Origin of the sequence: Microbacterium sp. NPDC087591 (assembly GCF_044743625.1) — a bacterium.
Taxonomy (GTDB): domain Bacteria; phylum Actinomycetota; class Actinomycetes; order Actinomycetales; family Microbacteriaceae; genus Microbacterium.
In genome coordinates, this window is sequence record NZ_JBIUWU010000001.1 from 884,648 (window position 1) to 901,937 (window position 17,290).

The 17,290-nt window shown below is 69.9% G+C and carries 14 protein-coding genes; 8 read left to right on the plus strand and 6 right to left on the minus strand.

Going from position 1 to position 17,290, the window contains the following annotated elements:
* Positions 1 to 119 precede the first annotated feature (119 nt).
* The 4 genes from ACIOVG_RS04165 to hrpB all read left to right on the plus strand — a co-directional run bounded on the left by ACIOVG_RS04165 (position 120) and on the right by hrpB (position 6,307).
* Entirely contained in the window at positions 120 to 1,016 is an 897-nt protein-coding gene (locus tag ACIOVG_RS04165; protein ID WP_400869331.1) for an AraC family transcriptional regulator N-terminal domain-containing protein, read from the plus strand.
* Between the two features lie 282 nt (positions 1,017 to 1,298).
* Positions 1,299 to 1,727, plus strand: a complete 429-nt coding sequence (locus ACIOVG_RS04170; protein ID WP_400869333.1) for a MarR family winged helix-turn-helix transcriptional regulator — start codon at positions 1,299 to 1,301, stop codon at positions 1,725 to 1,727.
* A 214-nt stretch (positions 1,728 to 1,941) separates the two neighbouring features.
* Entirely contained in the window at positions 1,942 to 3,552 is a 1,611-nt protein-coding gene (locus ACIOVG_RS04175) for an SPFH domain-containing protein (protein ID WP_400869335.1), read from the plus strand.
* Positions 3,553 to 3,754: 202 nt separating this feature from the next.
* The gene (gene hrpB / locus ACIOVG_RS04180; protein ID WP_400869337.1) at positions 3,755 to 6,307 is read left to right on the plus strand and encodes an ATP-dependent helicase HrpB; all 2,553 of its coding nucleotides are present in this window, start codon (positions 3,755 to 3,757) and stop codon (positions 6,305 to 6,307) included.
* Positions 6,308 to 6,323: 16 nt separating this feature from the next.
* On the opposite strand, the gene ACIOVG_RS04185 is transcribed toward hrpB, so the two are convergent.
* From ACIOVG_RS04185 to ACIOVG_RS04205, 5 genes are all read right to left on the minus strand, one after another.
* Complete coding sequence (locus tag ACIOVG_RS04185) at positions 6,324 to 7,058, minus strand: ABC transporter permease (RefSeq protein WP_400869339.1); 735 nt, start codon at positions 7,056 to 7,058, stop codon at positions 6,324 to 6,326.
* Positions 7,055 to 7,837: an ABC transporter ATP-binding protein gene (locus ACIOVG_RS04190; RefSeq protein WP_400869341.1), complete on the minus strand. Its 783-nt coding sequence runs from the start codon at positions 7,835 to 7,837 to the stop codon at positions 7,055 to 7,057. Before ACIOVG_RS04190 ends, ACIOVG_RS04185 begins: the two co-directional genes overlap by 4 nt.
* A 39-nt stretch (positions 7,838 to 7,876) precedes the next feature.
* Positions 7,877 to 8,473, minus strand: a complete 597-nt coding sequence (locus ACIOVG_RS04195) for a TetR family transcriptional regulator (protein WP_400869343.1) — start codon at positions 8,471 to 8,473, stop codon at positions 7,877 to 7,879.
* Positions 8,474 to 8,514: 41 nt separating this feature from the next.
* Positions 8,515 to 9,267 (minus strand): AAA family ATPase, encoded by a 753-nt coding sequence (locus tag ACIOVG_RS04200; RefSeq protein WP_400869345.1) that lies wholly within the window; start codon positions 9,265 to 9,267, stop codon positions 8,515 to 8,517.
* Between the two features lie 77 nt (positions 9,268 to 9,344).
* Complete coding sequence (locus ACIOVG_RS04205) at positions 9,345 to 10,847, minus strand: L-serine ammonia-lyase, iron-sulfur-dependent, subunit alpha (protein ID WP_400869347.1); 1,503 nt, start codon at positions 10,845 to 10,847, stop codon at positions 9,345 to 9,347.
* A 209-nt stretch (positions 10,848 to 11,056) separates the two neighbouring features.
* Between ACIOVG_RS04205 and ACIOVG_RS04210 the strand changes: the two genes are divergently transcribed.
* Complete coding sequence (locus ACIOVG_RS04210; protein ID WP_400869349.1) at positions 11,057 to 11,365, plus strand: hypothetical protein; 309 nt, start codon at positions 11,057 to 11,059, stop codon at positions 11,363 to 11,365.
* 93 nt (positions 11,366 to 11,458) lie between these two features.
* Here ACIOVG_RS04210 and ACIOVG_RS04215 read toward each other — a convergent pair whose 3' ends face one another.
* Positions 11,459 to 13,189, minus strand: coding sequence for an L-aspartate oxidase (locus ACIOVG_RS04215; protein ID WP_400869351.1), 1,731 nt, complete (start codon positions 13,187 to 13,189; stop codon positions 11,459 to 11,461).
* A 77-nt stretch (positions 13,190 to 13,266) separates the two neighbouring features.
* Between ACIOVG_RS04215 and ACIOVG_RS04220 the strand changes: the two genes are divergently transcribed.
* From ACIOVG_RS04220 to ACIOVG_RS04230, 3 genes are all read left to right on the plus strand, one after another.
* Positions 13,267 to 14,199: a LysR family transcriptional regulator gene (locus ACIOVG_RS04220; protein WP_400869353.1), complete on the plus strand. Its 933-nt coding sequence runs from the start codon at positions 13,267 to 13,269 to the stop codon at positions 14,197 to 14,199.
* Positions 14,200 to 14,368: 169 nt separating this feature from the next.
* Positions 14,369 to 15,841, plus strand: a complete 1,473-nt coding sequence (locus ACIOVG_RS04225; protein ID WP_400872673.1) for a GH32 C-terminal domain-containing protein — start codon at positions 14,369 to 14,371, stop codon at positions 15,839 to 15,841.
* Positions 15,842 to 15,885: 44 nt separating this feature from the next.
* On the plus strand, positions 15,886 to 17,223 hold the full coding sequence (locus ACIOVG_RS04230; RefSeq protein ID WP_247629112.1) for an ABC transporter substrate-binding protein: 1,338 nt from the start codon (positions 15,886 to 15,888) through the stop codon (positions 17,221 to 17,223).
* Positions 17,224 to 17,290: the final 67 nt, after the last annotated feature.

Consider the following 17,290-nt stretch of genomic DNA (forward strand, 5'->3'; position numbering starts at 1 on the left):
TCCAGCCAACCGTCAGACCCGTGTGGACAGGTATCGCAATCCCCGCGACTGCTTGCACGATCCTGCCGATTTCGCGAGGAATAGATGCCCGGGCGGCGTCTGACTGGTTCACTCGTCACATGTCGTATGAAGAGTTCCGCACGCTGGTCGCCCGCCATGCCTCGAGCGGCATCAGCAGGACCCCGATCCCTGGCGTCGTCGTGTCGCGGATGGACCACGGAGGGTCGCAGGACGAGTCCACCACCGGAACCATCCTGGCGGTGGTGGCGCAGGGCACCAAGCGGCTCTCCGTCGGCGGAACGATCCACGACTACGGCGCCGGGCAGTACCTGGTCGCCTCCGTGGACCTCCCGGTGTCAGGCCACTTCACCGACGCCACTCCGGAGCGCCCAGCGCTCGGATTCGGACTGGAGCTGAGGCCTGAGGTCATCGCGGAACTGATGCTCACCGCCGCAGCCGCGGATTTTCCCCGCCCGGCCCGCGGCGAGTCCTCCCCTCCGGCGGTCGCCGTCGGCGAGGTCTCCGCGCGGCTGCTCGACGCCACGCTCCGCATGCTCAGGCTTCTCGACCACCCTCGAGACATCCCCGTCATCGCGCCGATGATCGAGCGGGAGATCCTGTGGCTGATCATGTCGGATGAACAAGGTGCCACGGTCCGCCACCTGGGTCTCGCCGACAGCAGCCTCAGCCGAGTCCGCCACGTCGTCCACTGGATGAGAGAGCACTTCGCCGAGAGCCTCCGCGTCGACGAGCTCGCAGAGCTCGCCCGCATGAGCTCCTCCGCGTTCCATCGCGCATTCCACGCGGTGACATCGATGAGCCCGATCCAGTATCAGAAGAGCATCCGGCTGCAGGAGGCGCGGTTGCGGTTGATCGCCGATCCGCGCGACATCGGCGCCACGGCCTATGCGGTGGGCTACGAGAGCCCCTCACAGTTCAGCCGCGAGTACCGCCGCGAGTTCGGGGCCTCCCCCAGCGAAGACGCCGCGGCTCTGCGACTCGGAGGGCGGCCGTAGCCGAGAACCCTCACGCCTGGGACGCCAGCAGGTCTCCGATCAGGCGGGCCAGGTTGCCCGAGAGTCGCGAGTGGTGGTCGGTCGGGGCGGGTGTCCGTCCGATCTCAAATCTCCGTGACCAAACCGTTGCATTCGTTACCTCGCCGTTATACAGTGATCACACGGTGAATGTTTGCTGTGGCACTCACCGCATGTGATTGCAGGACACTCTTGGTGCAAGGGACAAGGGCCGGTCGGGAGCCTCTCCGACCGGCCCTTTACTGTTCGCACTATTCTGTGAGGATGACCGATCGCAAGCTCGCCCTGGAGGCCTGGGAGAGCCTGTTCCGGGCGCAGCACGAGCTCTTCACCGAGATGATGGCGGACTTCGAGCACGGCGACCTCGCTCAGGCCGAGTACGACGTGCTGCTCACCGTCACTCGCTCCCCCGACATGACCGCGCGGCTGCGCGACGTGACGGCGAACATGCTGATCAGCCAGCCGAGCGTCTCGCGGCTCGTCGACCGCATGGTCACGCGCGGACTCGTGTCGAAGTGCGCCGATCCCGACGACGGGCGGGGCTCCCTCATCCGAGCCACGGAGGCCGGTGCGCGCGCGTTCCGCTCACTCGCCACCGTGCACGGCCGCTCCATCGCCGAACGGATGTCGACCCTCGGCGACGACGAGCTGCGCACGCTGCGCGACCTCGCCGAGAAGCTCCGCCAGGGCTGAAATCCCGCCGCCGCGGCGCAGCGACCGCCACGCGTCGGGAGGAGTTCTCCGTGTCGGGCGGATGATCCCCCGTGACGTTCTCCGCCCGAGAGCGAGTCCTCCTCCCGAGCACCTCCCCGGAACGGCAGAAGTACTTTTCTGACAGGGTGGAGTGAAGGCGCGCACCACGGCGCGCTCGAGACCGCCCCCTCGGGGGGAACCAGGGAGGTCATCCATGGAGATCGCCGGAGCAGTCGGCATCCTGATCATCGTCGGCGTCGCGATCGTCGCCGCCGTCATCATCCTGCTCATCCTGCTGCTGTTCGCACGCAGCTGGATCAAGGTGGCGCGCGCCGATGAGGCGCTCGTCATCTCGGGACGCAAGCAGAAGGTGCAACGCGCCGTCATCGCCACCGACGGATCGAGCACATCCGAGATGTCGGAGTCGCCCGTCACCGTCATCGTGAACGGCAAGTCGCTCGTCAATCCGATCACGCAGCGCCACGAGATCATCTCGCTGCGCTCCCGCCAGGTCTCCCTCAACGCCGAGGCGCAGTCGCTCGACAGCGTCACCCTGAACGTCGACGGCGTCGCGATCGTGAAGATCGGCTCCGATCCCATCCTCGTCCGCCGCGCAGCAGAGCGATTCGCCTCGCAGGACAAGGCCATCGAGCAGTTCACGACCGAGCAGCTCGAAGGTGCCCTCCGCGGCATCGTCGCGACGCTCTCGGTCGTCGAGCTGATGCGTGAGCGCAAGAAGTTCTCCGACCAGATCGCCGCCGACGTCTCGCAGGAGCTCGCCGAGCAGGGTCTGATCCTCGACTCGTTCCAGATCAAGGGCATCACCGACAAGGTCGGCTACATCCAATCGCTCGGTGCTCCCGAGATCCAAGCGAAGCGTCAGTCCGCGGAGATCTCGCAGACCAACGCCGACCGCGCGATCAACCAGAAGAACATCGCGAACCAGGAAGCGAACCTGATCGAGCAGACCGCGCTCGACACCAACACGGCGAACTCCAACGCCGGCATCGGCCGGGCGCGCGCCGAGGCCGAGCAGGCCGAGAACCTCGCCCGCGAGCAGGCGCAGCAGGCCGTGCTGCAGCAGCAGGCCGAGAACCGCCAGGCTCAGCTCGATGCAGACGTCAAGCGCGTCGCCGACGCCCAGCGGTACGAGGCGGAGACCCGGGCTCAGGCCGAGCTGTACACCCGTGAGCGTGCGGCCGAGGCCGCCGCGATCGAGCAGGTCAAGCAGGCAGAGGCCCGCACCCGCATCGCCGAGCAGCAGGCGCAGGCCGACAAGGCCCGTGCCGATGGTGAAGCCGCAGCAGCCGTCGCGAAGGCGCAGGGTGAAGCAGACGCACTGCGATCCCAGGCCGAAGCCGAGGCCGAGGCACGCCGACTGCGCGCCAACGCCGAGGCAGATGCCATCCGTGCCGAGGGTGACGCGCGAGCAGCCGCCCTCGAGGCCGAAGCGAAGGCCATCGCCTCGAACCAGGATGCGTTCCTCTCGCAGCGTGTGCTCGAGGTGCTGCCGTCGATCATGGCCGAGTTCTCGAAGGGCTACGCCACGATCGGCAACGTGTCGATCATCGGCGGCTCGGGCGACGAGGGCGCGTCGCAGGTCGTCGGCGCCGACAACGCGATCGCGATGCGGTCGGTGTTCGACAGCGTGCACTCGGCCACGGGGCTCGACCTCGCGGGGATCATCCAGGGCCAGGCCGTCGGCCGCGGCATCGGCGAGGGTGTGGCCGCGGCCACCACTCCGGCGCAGGCGCCCGCTCAGCCCCGGGTTCCGGCACCGACCACTCCCCCACCGCCCGCCGCACCGGCAGCCGACGCGGAGTAGTCTCCCCACCCAGAACAGCGGGTGCCGCGGCCGATCTCGGTCGCGGCACCCGCTGTTCTCGTGCCGGCTGAGCCGGTCGCCGTCCGCAACTCAGGCGATCCGTCGCCGTCGACGCGCAGAGAAGCCGTTTCGTGCCGCATCAGACACAGTTCTCCTGAGTTGGGGACGACCCCGGACACCGCCGACCGGGCAGACTGGGACGATGACGTCCGCCGCCTTCGACCTCGCCGCCATCGGCGCGGGACTCTCGTTCGCGGCCGCCGTCGATGAGCTCGCGACGACGCTCGACACCAGCACGTCCGCAGTGGTGAGCGCACCCCCTGGCACCGGCAAGACCACGCTGGTGCCGCCACTGCTCGCCTCGCGCTCGACCGGCCGCGTCATCGTCACGCAGCCGCGCCGCGTCGCCGCCCGGGCCGCCGCGCGTCGACTCGCGCAGCTCGACGGCTCGCCGCTCGGCACGCGGGTCGGGTTCACCGTCCGCGGCGAGCGTGCGGTCGCAAAGGAGACGCGAGTCGAGTTCGTCACCGCCGGAGTGCTGCTGCGCCGCCTGCTCGACGATCCGGGACTCCAGGGCGTGGACGCCGTGATCATCGACGAGGTGCACGAGCGCGCGCTCGAGACCGACCTCCTGATCGGCCTGCTCTCGGAGGTGCGCGAGCTGCGCGACGACCTCGTGCTCATCGCCATGTCGGCGACCCTCGACGCCGCCCGCATCGCCTCCGTCCTCGGCACCGACGACCGGCCGGCCCCGATCGTCGATCACGACGTGCCCGCGTTCCCCCTCACCGAGCGCTGGGCTCCGAGCTCCGCCCCACGCCTCGACGAACGCGGAGTCACCTGGGCGTTCCTGGATCACGTCGCCCGCACCACGGCATCCGCCGCGCAGGAGCTGCACCACGACGACCCGGCGGCCGACGTGCTGGTCTTCGCGCCTGGCGCCCGCGAGGTGTCGGAGATCGCCCGCCGCGTCCGCGACGCGACCGACGCCTTCGACGTGCGCGAGCTGCACGGGCGGATGCCCGCCGCCGAGCAGGATGCCGTGATCCGCGGCCGCCGCGCCGATGAGCGGCCGCGCATCATCGTCACGACCTCGCTCGCGGAGTCGTCTCTCACAGTGCCCGGTGTGCGGCTGGTGGTCGACACCTGCCTGGCCCGCACTCCGCAGCGCGACGCGGCACGCGGGATGACGGGACTGGTGACCGCGGCGGCCTCTCGCTCGTCATGCGTGCAGCGCGCCGGCCGCGGCACCCGCCAGGGGCCGGGAACCGTCGTCCGCTGCGTCGATGAGCGCACCTACGCCGCCGCGCCCGCCCGTCCGACGCCGGAGATCGCGTCGACCGACCTTGCGGACGCCGCCCTGCTGCTCGCGTGTTGGGGCGCCCCAGGCGGAACCGGCCTGCGGCTGATCGACCCACTTCCCGCCGACAGCCTCTCCGACGCCGTCACGGTGCTCCACGGACTCGGCGCGATCGACGACGACGGCCGCGCCACCGCTGAGGGTCGGGCTCTGGCCCGCATCCCCACGGATCCGCGACTGGCCCGCGCCCTGCGTGACGGTGGTCCGACGGTGGGAGCTCGACTCGCCGCCGAGGTCGTGGCGCTGCTGGGCGGCGACCTGCGCACCGCGGACTCGGATGTCGCCCAGGCGCTCATCGCACTGCGAGGCGCGCGCACGCCGGATGCCCGTCGCTGGCGCAATGACGCGGACCGCCTCGAGCGTCTGAGCACGGCGACCCCGGGCGTGCGCTCCGACCTCGACGGCGTCGGTCTCGTGATCGCGCTGGCCTTTCCCGAGCGGGTCGCCCGCCGTGTGGAACAGACCTCCGGCGGGGCGACGTTCCTGCTGGCTTCCGGTACCCGCGCGGGGGTGACCGGTCCACTCGCGGCGGTCGAGTGGCTGGCCATCGCCGACGTCGCTCGCGCCTCCGGGCGTGCGGCGGCCGGGTCCGGGGCGGTCGTCCGGTCGGCGGCCGCGCTCACCGAGGAGCAGATGGAGCAGGCAGCGAGCCATCTGCTCACCGACCGCATCGAGGCGGAGTTCGTCGCCGGTCGCGTGCAGGCCAGGCGCGAGCGCCGCGTGGGCGCGATCCTGCGCTCCTCGGCACCCGTGCGCGCATCGGCCGAGGAGGGCCGCGATGCCGTGCGGCGCACGCTGCAGCGTGACGGGCTGGGCATGTTCACCTGGTCGGCGTCGGCCACCGAACTGCGGTGTCGCCTGGCGCTGCTGCATCGCGAGCTGGGAGCGCCCTGGCCCGACGTCTCGGACTCCGGGCTCCTCGCCGCCCTCGACACCTGGCTCGCGCCGGAGCTCGACTCCCTGGCATCCGGCACCCCGGCAGCCCGACTGGATCTGACGTCGGCGCTGCGCCGGCTGCTGCCGTGGCCCGAAGCCGCGCGCCTCGATGAGCTGGTGCCCGAGCGACTCGAAGTGCCCAGCGGGTCCCGCATCCGCATCGCGTACCCGGCACCGGACGATCCCGACGCCCGCCCCGTGGTCGCCGTGAAGCTGCAGGAGTGCTTCGGCTGGGCCGAGACGCCGCGGCTGGTCGACGGACGCGTACCGGTGCTGTTCCATCTGCTCTCCCCCGCAGGCCGACCACTCGCGGTCACGGACGACCTCACCTCGTTCTGGTCGGGCCCCTACGCGCAGGTGCGGGCGGAGATGCGCGGCCGGTACCCGAAACATCCCTGGCCGGAAGATCCCTGGGTCGCCGCGCCGACCAGGCACACCAAGAACCGCGCCGCGCGCTGAGCACGCGGCCGAGGGATCAGCGCGTGCGCCGGCGCAGCGTCAACGACGCCAGCACGAGCGCGCCCACCGCGAACGCCAGCACCACGAGCAGCGGACCGAACACGTCCCAGCCCTCGTCTCCCGCCGCGACGGCGTTGATCGTGTCGATCGCATAGCTCAGCGGCAGCCAGTCCGAGATCGCGTGGAGCACGTCGGGCATCTGGTCGCGCGGCATGAACAGCCCACCCAGGATGATCTGCGGGAACACCAGCAGCGGCATGAACTGCACGGCCTGGAACTCGGTCTGAGCGAACGCGCTCGCGAGCAGTCCGAGCGCAGTGCCCAGCAGGGCGTCGACGATCGCGACCAGCCCGAGCTGCCAGAGCGGACCGTCGACGTCGAGACCGCACACCCCCACCGCGAACGACACCGTGATCACGGCCTGCAGCAGCGCCATGAGCCCGAAGGCGAGCGCATACCCGAGGATGAAGTCGGCCTTGCCGAGCGGCGTGGTCATCAGCCGCTCCAGCGTGCCGGACCGGCGCTCCCGCAACGTGGTGATCGAGGTGATCAGGAACATCACGATGAACGGGAACAGCGCCAGGATCGCTCCGCCGAACTGATCGAACACCCCCTCCTGATCGCTGAACAGCCACGCGAACAGGCCGACCAGCAGGCTCGGCGCGATCAGCATCAGCGCGATCGAGCGTGGATCATGCCGCAGCTGCGTCAGCACCCTGCCGGCTGTGGCGAACATCCGCAGCCCGTTCATGCCGGCGCCTCCCCCTCGTCCGGGCGCGCTTCCCTGCGCGATCGCCGTGTCGCCCCGGAGGCGGATCGGTCGCGCTCGATCAGGGCCAGGAACGCGGCTTCAGGATCGTCCGTACCGGTGTCGACCAGCAGGGCGTGCGGGGTGGTGTCGGCGATGATCCGCCCGTCGCGCAGCAGCAGCAACCGGTCGCACCGGAGCGCCTCGTCCATGACATGGCTCGAGACGATGAGGGTGACGCCGCGGTCGGCGAGGCTGCGGAACAGCGCCCACAGCTCGGACCGCAGCACCGGGTCGAGCCCGACCGTCGGCTCATCCAGCACCACCAGCTCGGGGGATCCGATCAGCGCCATCGCGAGCGAGACCCGCGTCGACTGCCCACCGCTGAGCGAGTCGACCAGCTGACCGGCCTGCGGTCCGAGTCCGACCTCGGCGATCACGCGGTCGACGTCGCCCTTCGGGGCCTTGAGCAGGGAGGCGAAGTACGACAGGTTCTGGCGCACGCTCAGATCGCCGTATAGCGCGGCACCCTGAGTGCCGTAGGCCACGCGATGCCGCAACTGCCGGGATCCGCCGGGCTCGCCCAGCACGATGACCTCGCCGGACGCGATCCGCTGCACGCCGACGATCGAGCGCATGAGCGTGGTCTTGCCGCATCCGGAGGGACCGAGCAGTCCGGTGATCTGTCCCCGCGGGATCGCGAGGTCGATCCCGTCGAACACCGACGTCTTCCCGCGCTGCACCCGCAGCTGCGAGACCTCGACCGCGAGATTATTCATCATGCGATGAATTATGCGCCTGCGCGCGAACGCCGTCAACGGTCAGTCGAAGAGGTAGCGCTGGACGGTCGGCCCGACCCGCGCCACGAGGTCATCGACAGATGCGGTGGCGAGCGCCGGCAGCCTCAGCACGTAGCGGGCGATCAGCATCCCGGCGATCTGCGAGGCGACGAGCGATGCGCGCAGCTCCGCATCGTCGACGTCGAGACTCTTCGCCACCCGCGAGAGAAGCTCCCGAGACAGGAAGCCGGCCAGCAGCGGGGTCGTCAGCTTGCTGCCGATCGCCGTGCGCAGCAGCATGACCCCGCGGCGGCGGATCTCCGGCTGTTCGAACGCCTGCAGCACGTAGCGGATCAGTCGCTCGCCGATCTCGTCGCGGGGTCCGGCGAGGATCCCCGGCACATCGATATCGGGTCGGAGCGGGATGCCGATGGCCTCGGCGAAGAGGTCGGCCTTGGTGCCGAAGTAGTGGTGTACGAGCGCCGAGTCCACTCCTGCTCGCGCGGCGATGAGCCGGATGGTCGCCGCCTCGTAGCCGTGCTCGCCGAACTCCTCGACGGCCGCGGCGATGATCCGCTCCCGTGCGTCGGACACTCCCCGTGGGCGCCCGCGCCGCTTCGGGGGTGTGTGCTCGGTCATGCCCGCCAGCCTACGACTTCCGCCACGGACGGGCGCGGGTGCTAGTCGAGCAGATGACGCAGGTAGCGCGGTGGCGAGTCGAGGAACGACCGCCAGTGGTTCACGAGCTCGAGGTCGTTCCACTCGGCGGGACGGATGCCCCAGTCCCCGACCTCGAGGATGCGCGCACCGGGGAGCGCGGCGAGCACCGGCGAGTGCGTGGCGCAGAGCACCTGGCCGCCTTCATCGACGATGCGCTGCAGCACCGCGACGAGTGCGAGCGTCGACGAGAACGACAGCGCCGCCTCAGGCTCGTCGAGACAGTAGAACCCCGGTTCGTCGAACCTGCTCTCCAGCAGTGCGAGGAAGGACTCGCCATGACTCATCTCGTGGAACGCGACATCTCCGCGGGGTGACGGATTCTCTTCCAGATACGTGTAGAACGAGTGCATCGTCTCGGCGCGCAGGAAGAAGCCCCACCGGTTCGCCCCGACTCCGCGCTGGAGCCGCAGCCACTCCGACAAGGGCGACTCCGTGGGACGCGTGCTGTGCTTGGCTTGGCGTGAGCCACCCTCGGGCGAGAGCCCGTACGCGATCGCGACGCCCTCGACGATGGTCGATTTGCCGCTGCCGTTCTCGCCCACGAGGAACGTCACGCCGGGGTGGAGGTCGATGCCCTCCTGCAGCACCTGTGCGACGGCCGGGATGCTCGTCGGCCACTGCGCGCCGGGTGTGGGGGCGTCGTCGGTCGGACGCACGGCTACGACCGGCTGCTGCCGCCGTCGCCGACTGTTCGGGTCCCAGAACGGATCCATCGCACTCCCCTGCGTGTCATGCCTGTCGGCAGGCTACCGGGAGCTCCCGACACCGGGTTCAGGCGATCCCGGCGCCCTCAGCACTCGATGACGTTCACCGCGAGGCCGCCCTCGCTGGTCTCCTTGTATTTGGTCGACATGTCGGCGCCGGTCTGACGCATCGTCTCGACCACGGCATCCAGCGAGACGTAGTGGCGGCCGTCGCCGCGCAGCGCGAGGCGTGCCGCGGTCACGGCGGTCGAGGCGGCGATCGCGTTGCGCTCGATGCAGGGGATCTGCACGAGCCCGCCGATGGGGTCGCACGTGAGGCCGAGGTGGTGCTCCATCGCGATCTCGGCCGCGTTCTCGATCTGCCGGTTCGTCCCGCCCATCACCGCGGTGAGACCCCCGGCGGCCATCGCGCACGCGGAGCCGACCTCGGCCTGGCATCCGCCCTCTGCGCCCGAGATCGAGGCGTTCGCCTTGAACAGCGAGCCGAGCGCGGTGGCCGTGAGCAGGAATCGACGGATGCCCCGGCGACGGTTCGCCTCGGCGGTCTGCTCCGGATCGAGGCCGGCATCCACCTGCGCCGCGAGGCTGCGACCGTCGGGGCCGAAACCCAGCAGCGCGCTGCCGACCAGCTCGCCGTAGGGCGTGACCGCGTTGCCGGCACCGAGTCCGGAGTCGGCGAGGAAGCGCCACCAATACATCGCCACCGCGGGCAGGATGCCGGCCGCGCCGTTCGTCGGTGCGGTGACGACTCGTCCGCCCGCCGCGTTCTCCTCGTTGACGGCGAGCGCGAAGGCCCCGAGCCATTCGCCGGGGAGTTCGCGATGCCCGTCCGCTTCGACCTCTTCGAGCTGCGCGCGGATCGTGCCCGCCCGCCGCTTCACCTTGAGCATGCCCGGCAGCACGCCGTCGGAGTGCAGACCTGCGTCGACGCAGGCCGACATGGCATTCCAGATGGCATCCAGCCCCGCAGCCACCTCTTCCTCGCTGCGCACGGCGGTCTCGTTCAGCCGCGCGACCTCGGCGATCGACAGTCCGCGCTCATCGCACAGTGCGAGCAACGACGCCGCATCCGTGTAGGAGTAGGGGAATCCCGCAGCCGCGATCGACGTGCCCTCCCCTTCGCGCCGGATGAAGCCTCCGCCGATCGAGTAGTACGTCTCCTCGGCGACCGTTGCGCCGGCGGCATCCCACGCGGTGAGGGTCATGGCATTCGGGTGGCCCGGCAGGCGGGTGCGCGGGGCGAAGACGATGTCGGTCTTCGCGAACGGGATCTGCTGCCTCCCATCGAGCGTGAGCAGCTCGCCGGCCGGGTACTCGGTCCAGGCGGAACGCACCTCCGCGGGGTCGCAGCTCTCCGGCGACAGCCCGCGCAGACCCGCCACGACGGCATCCGGCGTGCCGTGTCCGATGCCGGTCGCACCCAGGGAGCCGAACAACGTGCACTCGACCCTCGACACGTCGGCGAGCGTCTCGCTCGCACCGAGCCGGTGGACGAAGTCCAGGGCCGCGCGCATCGGACCCACGGTATGGGAGCTCGATGGCCCCACTCCGATGGAGAACAGGTCGAAAGCCGAGACGTACGCAGTCACGCGTCCAGGTTACGCCGCCTTCCCCGTTTCGGTTCACCCCCATTAACCTGATCGCATGAGTGATGACACAGGGATCCTGCGGTTCCTGTCGGCGGGCGCACTCGTACGGCACCCTCAACCAGGTGCATTTCTTAAGCGGCGTCAAGCCCCTTCATGCGGGGCGGTTCCGACGGCATCCTGATCGCGAAGACATCGCGAAAGGGACGATCATGACCAACAGCACACCGGAGCAGGAACCGTCTCCCGAGACCCAGGCTCCCACCCCCACTCCCGCATCGGGCGCCGACGCAGGCGAGCTGACGGCGGAGTCGCCCGAACCGGACGCCTCCGCCGCGCAGGAAGAATCGGCCGAGCAGGCAGACCCCGAAGAGGTGCCGAGCACCGAGCAGTTGCAGGAGCCGAGCACCGAGAAGGACCCGGGTGAGGAGCCGGTCGCGCCCAAGCGCGACGAGCCCGAGCCCGACCACGAGGCCGTCGGGATCGGCGTGATCGACACCGAGGAACCGCAGGCCGGCTGACATTCCCGGTGAGGGGTCAAGACACGCCGCACGGAGCGGCCGGCGAGCGGCGCATCTTGACCCCTCGGCCCCGTCGGGAGTCGCGGTCGGGAGCTACTCGACGAGCTTGCCTGCGGTGTCGACCTCGCGCATGAGCTCGGCGATCTCGGCGGGGATCTCAGGGATGGCCTCGTGCGTGATGCCGTCCCGCGGGCTCCACACCAGGTTCACCTGCAGGGTCGGATCGGTGTCGGGGAAGTCGCTGCGGTTATGGCATCCGCGGGTCTCACGACGCTCCAGCGCTGCCTCCATCGTCGCGCGCGCAGCGAGCGCCGATGCCTTGAGGTCGAACGCGTGTGCGAGGTCCTGGAACCCGGCGATGTCGGGGTGGATGCCGATGTCCTCCATGCGGCCCTCGATCATGTCGAGTTCGGCGAGGCCGGCGCGCAGCCCCTGCTCGTCGCGGACGACGCCCGCATGCTCGGTCATGGTGTTGCGGATGGCGCGCTGCAGCGCCCGCACGTTCTCCCGTCCGTCCGCGGCCAGGAGATCGGCGATCTCGGCCCTGGCGACGGCGACGGCTTCGGCCGACCGCTGCTGCGCTTCCAGCCCGGCCGCGTGGGCCATCGCCGCCTGCCCGACGATGCGCCCGTACACGAGCAGTTCGATGAGCGAGTTGCCGCCGAGGCGGTTCGCGCCGTGGAGGCCGCTGGACGCCTCGCCGATCGCGTACAGCCCCTCGACATCGGTCTGGTGATCTTCGGGGCGCACCCACACCCCGCCCATCGAGTAGTGCGCCGTCGGCGCGATCTCGATCGGATCGGTGGTGATGTCGAGCATCTGCAACTCCATCATCGTCTGGTAGACGCGCGGCAGACGGGTCATGATCGTCTCGCGCGGCAGGTGCGAGACGTCGAGCCAGACGCCGCCGTTCTCGGTGCCGCGTCCTTCCTTGATCTCGGTGTACGCGGCGAGCGCGACCCGGTCGCGGGTCGACAGCTCCATCCGCTCCGGGTCGTACTTGGGCATGAACCGCTCGCCGAGCGCGTTGCGCAGGATGCCGCCCTCACCGCGCGCCGCTTCGGAGATGAGCGTGCCGGCGGCGTTCTCGGGCTCGATGATGCCGGACGGATGGAACTGCACGAGCTCCGGGTCGCGCAGGCGGGCACCGGCGTCGACCGCGAGGCGGAAGGAGTCACCGGTGTTCTCGTCGCGGCGGGAGGAGGTGCGGCGCCAGATGCGGTTGTGTCCGCCGGCGGCGAGGATCACGGCGTCCGCGTGGATCAGGTAGCGCGTGCCGTCGGCCTGGTCGAACCCGTAGGCGCCGAAGATGACGTTGTCGCGCACGAGCAGACGCGTGATGTAGACGTTGTCGAGGATCGGCACCTCGAGCTGCTCGGCCTTGCGCACGAGGGTGCGCTGGATCTCGAGGCCCGTGTAGTCGCCCGAGAAGGCCGTGCGGCGGAACGTGTGCGCGCCGAAGAAGCGCTGCGAGATGCGGCCGTCGTCTTCCCTGGCGAAGTCCATGCCCCAGCGCTCGAGGTCGCGGATGCCGCGCTCGGCGCCCTGCGTCACGATCTCGACCGTGTGGGGGTTGGCGAGCAGGTAGCTCTCCTTGATGGTGTCGGCGGCGTGCTGCTGCCAGGTGTCGTCGGAGTCCATGGTCCCCAGGGCCGCGTTGATCCCGCCGGCTGCCAGGGAGGTGTGTGCGTCCTGGCGCGGACGTTTGCCGACGGCGAGGACGTCGACACCGTGTTCGGCGATCTCGATCGCCGCTCGCAGGCCGGATCCTCCGGTGCCGATGACCAGGACCGTGGTGGAGATCTGACGTTCGCGTGTACTCATGCCTTCGACGCTAGTTAGGCGATCCTAATAACTCCAATGCATAGTTGGCGTCGTAACGATGCGGGTAGGCTATGGTCATGAACCTCGAGCAGCTCCGCGGGTTCGTCGAAGTCGCCCGCCTCGGACACTTCACCCGCGCCTCCGAGCACCTCCACCTGGCACAGCCCTCGCTGAGCCGGCAGATCTCCACGCTCGAGCGCGAACTCGGCGCCGAACTGTTCCACCGCGCCCGCGGCCACATCGCGCTCACGGCCGCCGGCGAGACACTGCTCCCCCGCGCGCAGCGCATGCTCGCCGAGGCCGAGGCGATCCGCGAGGAGATGGGCGAGCTCGCCGGGCTCCGCCGCGGTCGGGTCCGCCTCGGGGCGACTCCGACCCTGTGCATCAGCCTCGTCGCCGAGGCGATCAGCGTGTTCCATGCCGCCCATCCCGGCGTCGAGCTGCAGCTCACCGAAGCGGGGTCGCGCACGCTCGTCGAACAGCTCGCGGTCGGCGCGCTCGACATCGCCCTGGTCACCGCGTCGGAGGGGCAGCCGCCGGCCGGAGTGAGCCTGACGCGGATGCCGCTGCTGACGGAAGAGCTCGTCGTCGTCTCGTCGGCCGCTGAGCCTCCCGTGACCACGGCCCCCTCGCTCGACCTCCCGGGGCTCGCCTCCCTGCCGCTGATCGCCTTCGACGAGAGCTACGAGCTGCGCGCCACGACAGACGCCGCATTCCGCTCCGCCGGCCTCGCGCCCGTGCCGCTGCTGGCCGGCGCCGAGATGGACGCGGTGCTGCGCTTCGTCGAGCGCGGCCTCGGCGTCGCCGTCGTGCCCGCCATGGTGCTGCTCGACCGTCCGGCGCTGCGGTCCGTGCGCCTCTCGCATCCGATGATGACGCGCACCGTGAGCCTCGCGCACCGGTCCGACGTGACCCCCGCGATCGCGGTCGCCGCCATGCGCCGCGTGATCGTGTCGACCGCGGCCGAGGTCGCCCGCCGCGACCCCGCGATCACCTCGCTGATCGACTGAGTTTCGACCGCGAGGGGACGCCGTCCGGCCACGCCCTCCGACGGCTCGCAGGGCTCCCGATGACACATCGGAGAAGTTCTGGTGGTTAACGTGATTAACCGCTTGACCAGCGCCACTGCCTGCGGCTATCGTCATGCGTAACCGATTAACCATCAACGAAGAGGTGACGATGAGCCAGCGAGGGTTCTACCGGCCGGACGGCGCATGGGTGGGGGATGTCATCCCGTACCAGGAGGATGGCGTGTTCCATCTCTTCTACCTGCACGAGACGCGTCGCACGCCGAAAGAGGGCATGCCCTGGCAGCGGGTGGTGACCGAGAACCTCGTCGACTTCCACGAGACCGGCGTCGCCATCGCCTCGGGCGGGAACCAGGCTGCGGACTTCAACATCTACACCGGCAGCATCGTGCGCGACGACGACGGTGTCCACCACGCGTTCTACACGGGGCAGAACCCCGACCGCCTCGGGGCGGACGGGCTCCCGCTGCAGCTCGTGCTGCACGCGACGAGCCTCGACGGCATGCAGTCCTGGCAGCGCCACGCAGCCGACACCTTCGGCGCGACGGCCGGATACGAGACCGGCGATTGGCGCGACCCCTACGTCTTCTGGGATGCGGACGCAGAGCTGTGGCGCATGCTCATCACCGCCCGCCACACCGAAGGGCCGCTCCGACGCCGTGGCGTCATCGCACAGTGCACGTCGCGCGATCTCACCCGCTGGGAGCCCGCGGCTCCGTTCTGGGATCCGCGCCGCACGGTCGCCTACGAATGCCCGGAGGTGTTCCAGTGGGGCGACTGGTGGTATCTGGTCTCATCCGAGTTCAGCGACGCCTTCACGACCCGGTACCGCATGGCCCGCAGCCTCCACGGCCCGTGGATCGTGCCCGCGTACGACACTCTCGACGGTCGCGCCTTCTACGCGGCGAAGTCCGCCGCGCGCGGCGACCGACGTCTCTTCTTCGGGTGGATCGCGACACGAGAAGGCACAGCCGACGACGGCGCCTGGCAGTGGGCCGGCACGATGTCGGTGCTCGAAGCGGAGCAGCGTTCCGACGGCACTCTCGCCTTCCACCCCGCCGCCGAGCTCCGCGAGACCTTCGAGGAAGCGATCAGCAGCATTCCCGCCGGCACGATCCTGAGCGCACCGGACGGATACGCCGATGCGCTCAGCCCCGACGACAGCCCCGACTCCTTCCGCGTCGTGGCCCGCTTCGACATCGCAGAGGGCACACGGGAGTGCGGCGTGCTCCTGCGCGCGAGCGCCGACGGCGACGAGGGCTACGTGCTGCGACTGGAGCCGCAGCGAGATCGCCTCGTTCTCGACCGGTGGCCCCGGCGCCAGACCGGCACGGAGCAGTGGCAGATATCCGGTGACGTCCCCTTCGTGATCGAGCTCGAGCGCCCCGTGCCGCTCGGCGACGGTCCACACACCCTCGAGGTGATCGTCGACGGAGACATCTGCGTCGCGACCGTCGACGATGCCGTGGTGCTGAGCACGCGAATCTACGACCGACCGGTCGGCCGCATCGGCGCGTTCGTCGGTGAAGGCACCGTGACGGTCACCGAGTTCTCGGTGTCGACGCGCGACGCCGCCGCCGAGGCCGCTCCCCTGACGCACGACCTCCTCACGTCCACGAACTGACCCGAATTCCCGCTGCACCGCACATGATCAAAGGAGATTCCGACATGCACACCACCCCCCGCGCAGTGGCACTCTTCGCCGCACTGGCCGTCACCGCTCTCGCACTCACCAGCTGCACCGGTACGTCCGGCAGCGCCGACCCCACCGATGTCGATCCGGACGGCGACATCGTCCCCCGCGAGATCTCCTGGCTGCTCTCCCGGCCCGCAGACGGCGGCGTCATCACGACGATGGAGAAGATCGCCGACGAGTACGCCGCAGAGCACCCCGGATTCGCGCTCAACCTCATCACGACGCCCGACCGCCCCTCGTACATCCAGAAGTACGAGACCCTGGCAGCCGCGAACAAGCTCCCGGAGCTCTTCGACACCGATGCCACACCGTTCGCGCAGAAGCTCGCAGGGCAAGGGCGGATGGTCGACGTCGACCTGCTGCTGGAGGACCTCGGGCTCAGCGACGAGTACCGCGAAGCCGCGCTCAACTACCAGCGCTTCGACGACGGCTCGCTCTACATGGTGCCGTTCGAGTTCCAGCTCGAGTTCTTCTGGTACAACACCGCGCTGTTCGACGACGCCGGCGTGACCGTGCCGGCGACGCTCGACGACTTCCCGCAGATGTGCGAGGCGCTCCGCGCCCAGGGGATCACACCGATCGCCCTGGACGGTCAGGACCAGTGGCCGCTCGAGCGCTACATGGCCTACTACCCGTTCCGCATGGCCGGGCCGGAGTACATCCAGGATCTCAAGAACGGAGACGCATCGTTCGCCGATCCCGCCGGTCGCGCCGCCGCGGAGTGGCTGTACAGCCTCGGTCAGGCCGGATGCTTCCAGGAGGGCTTCTCCTCGACGGGCTACGCCGACGCGCAGGCGCTCTTCACCTCCGGACGCGCGGCCGTGTACAACATCGGCACCTGGGAGCTCGGCAACCTCGCGACCGATTCGCTCGACGCCGCCGTGCGCGACGATGTCGACTACTTCACCCTGCCGACCATCGACGGCGCCGTCACCGCAGACAATGAGTACGTGACCCCGTCCGGCATCGGCATGGCCGTGAACGCGCAGACCTACGACCCGCTCGTCCGGGACTTCCTCGCGTTCGCACTCGACCGCTACCCGGAGCTGTATGCGGCGACCGGTGCGCTCTCGCCGACCACGAACGTCGAGACCACGATCCCCGACAACGCCACCGACCTCTACTCACGGGCGGTGACGGAGGCCGACAACGTCGGGCCGAAGATCGCGATGCCCTGGGACACGCAGCTGGACCCGGCCACGAACACGCGCCTGCAGCAGGAGCTGACACTGCTCGTCCAGGGTGACATCACCCCCGACGAGTTCATCAAGACCATGGATGCGAGCCTCGCGGAGAACCTCGATGACTGATCTCGCACAGCCCGGGGTGGGCGCGGCGTCGCCGCGCTCACCCCGGGCGCGGAAGCCGAAGAGCGCG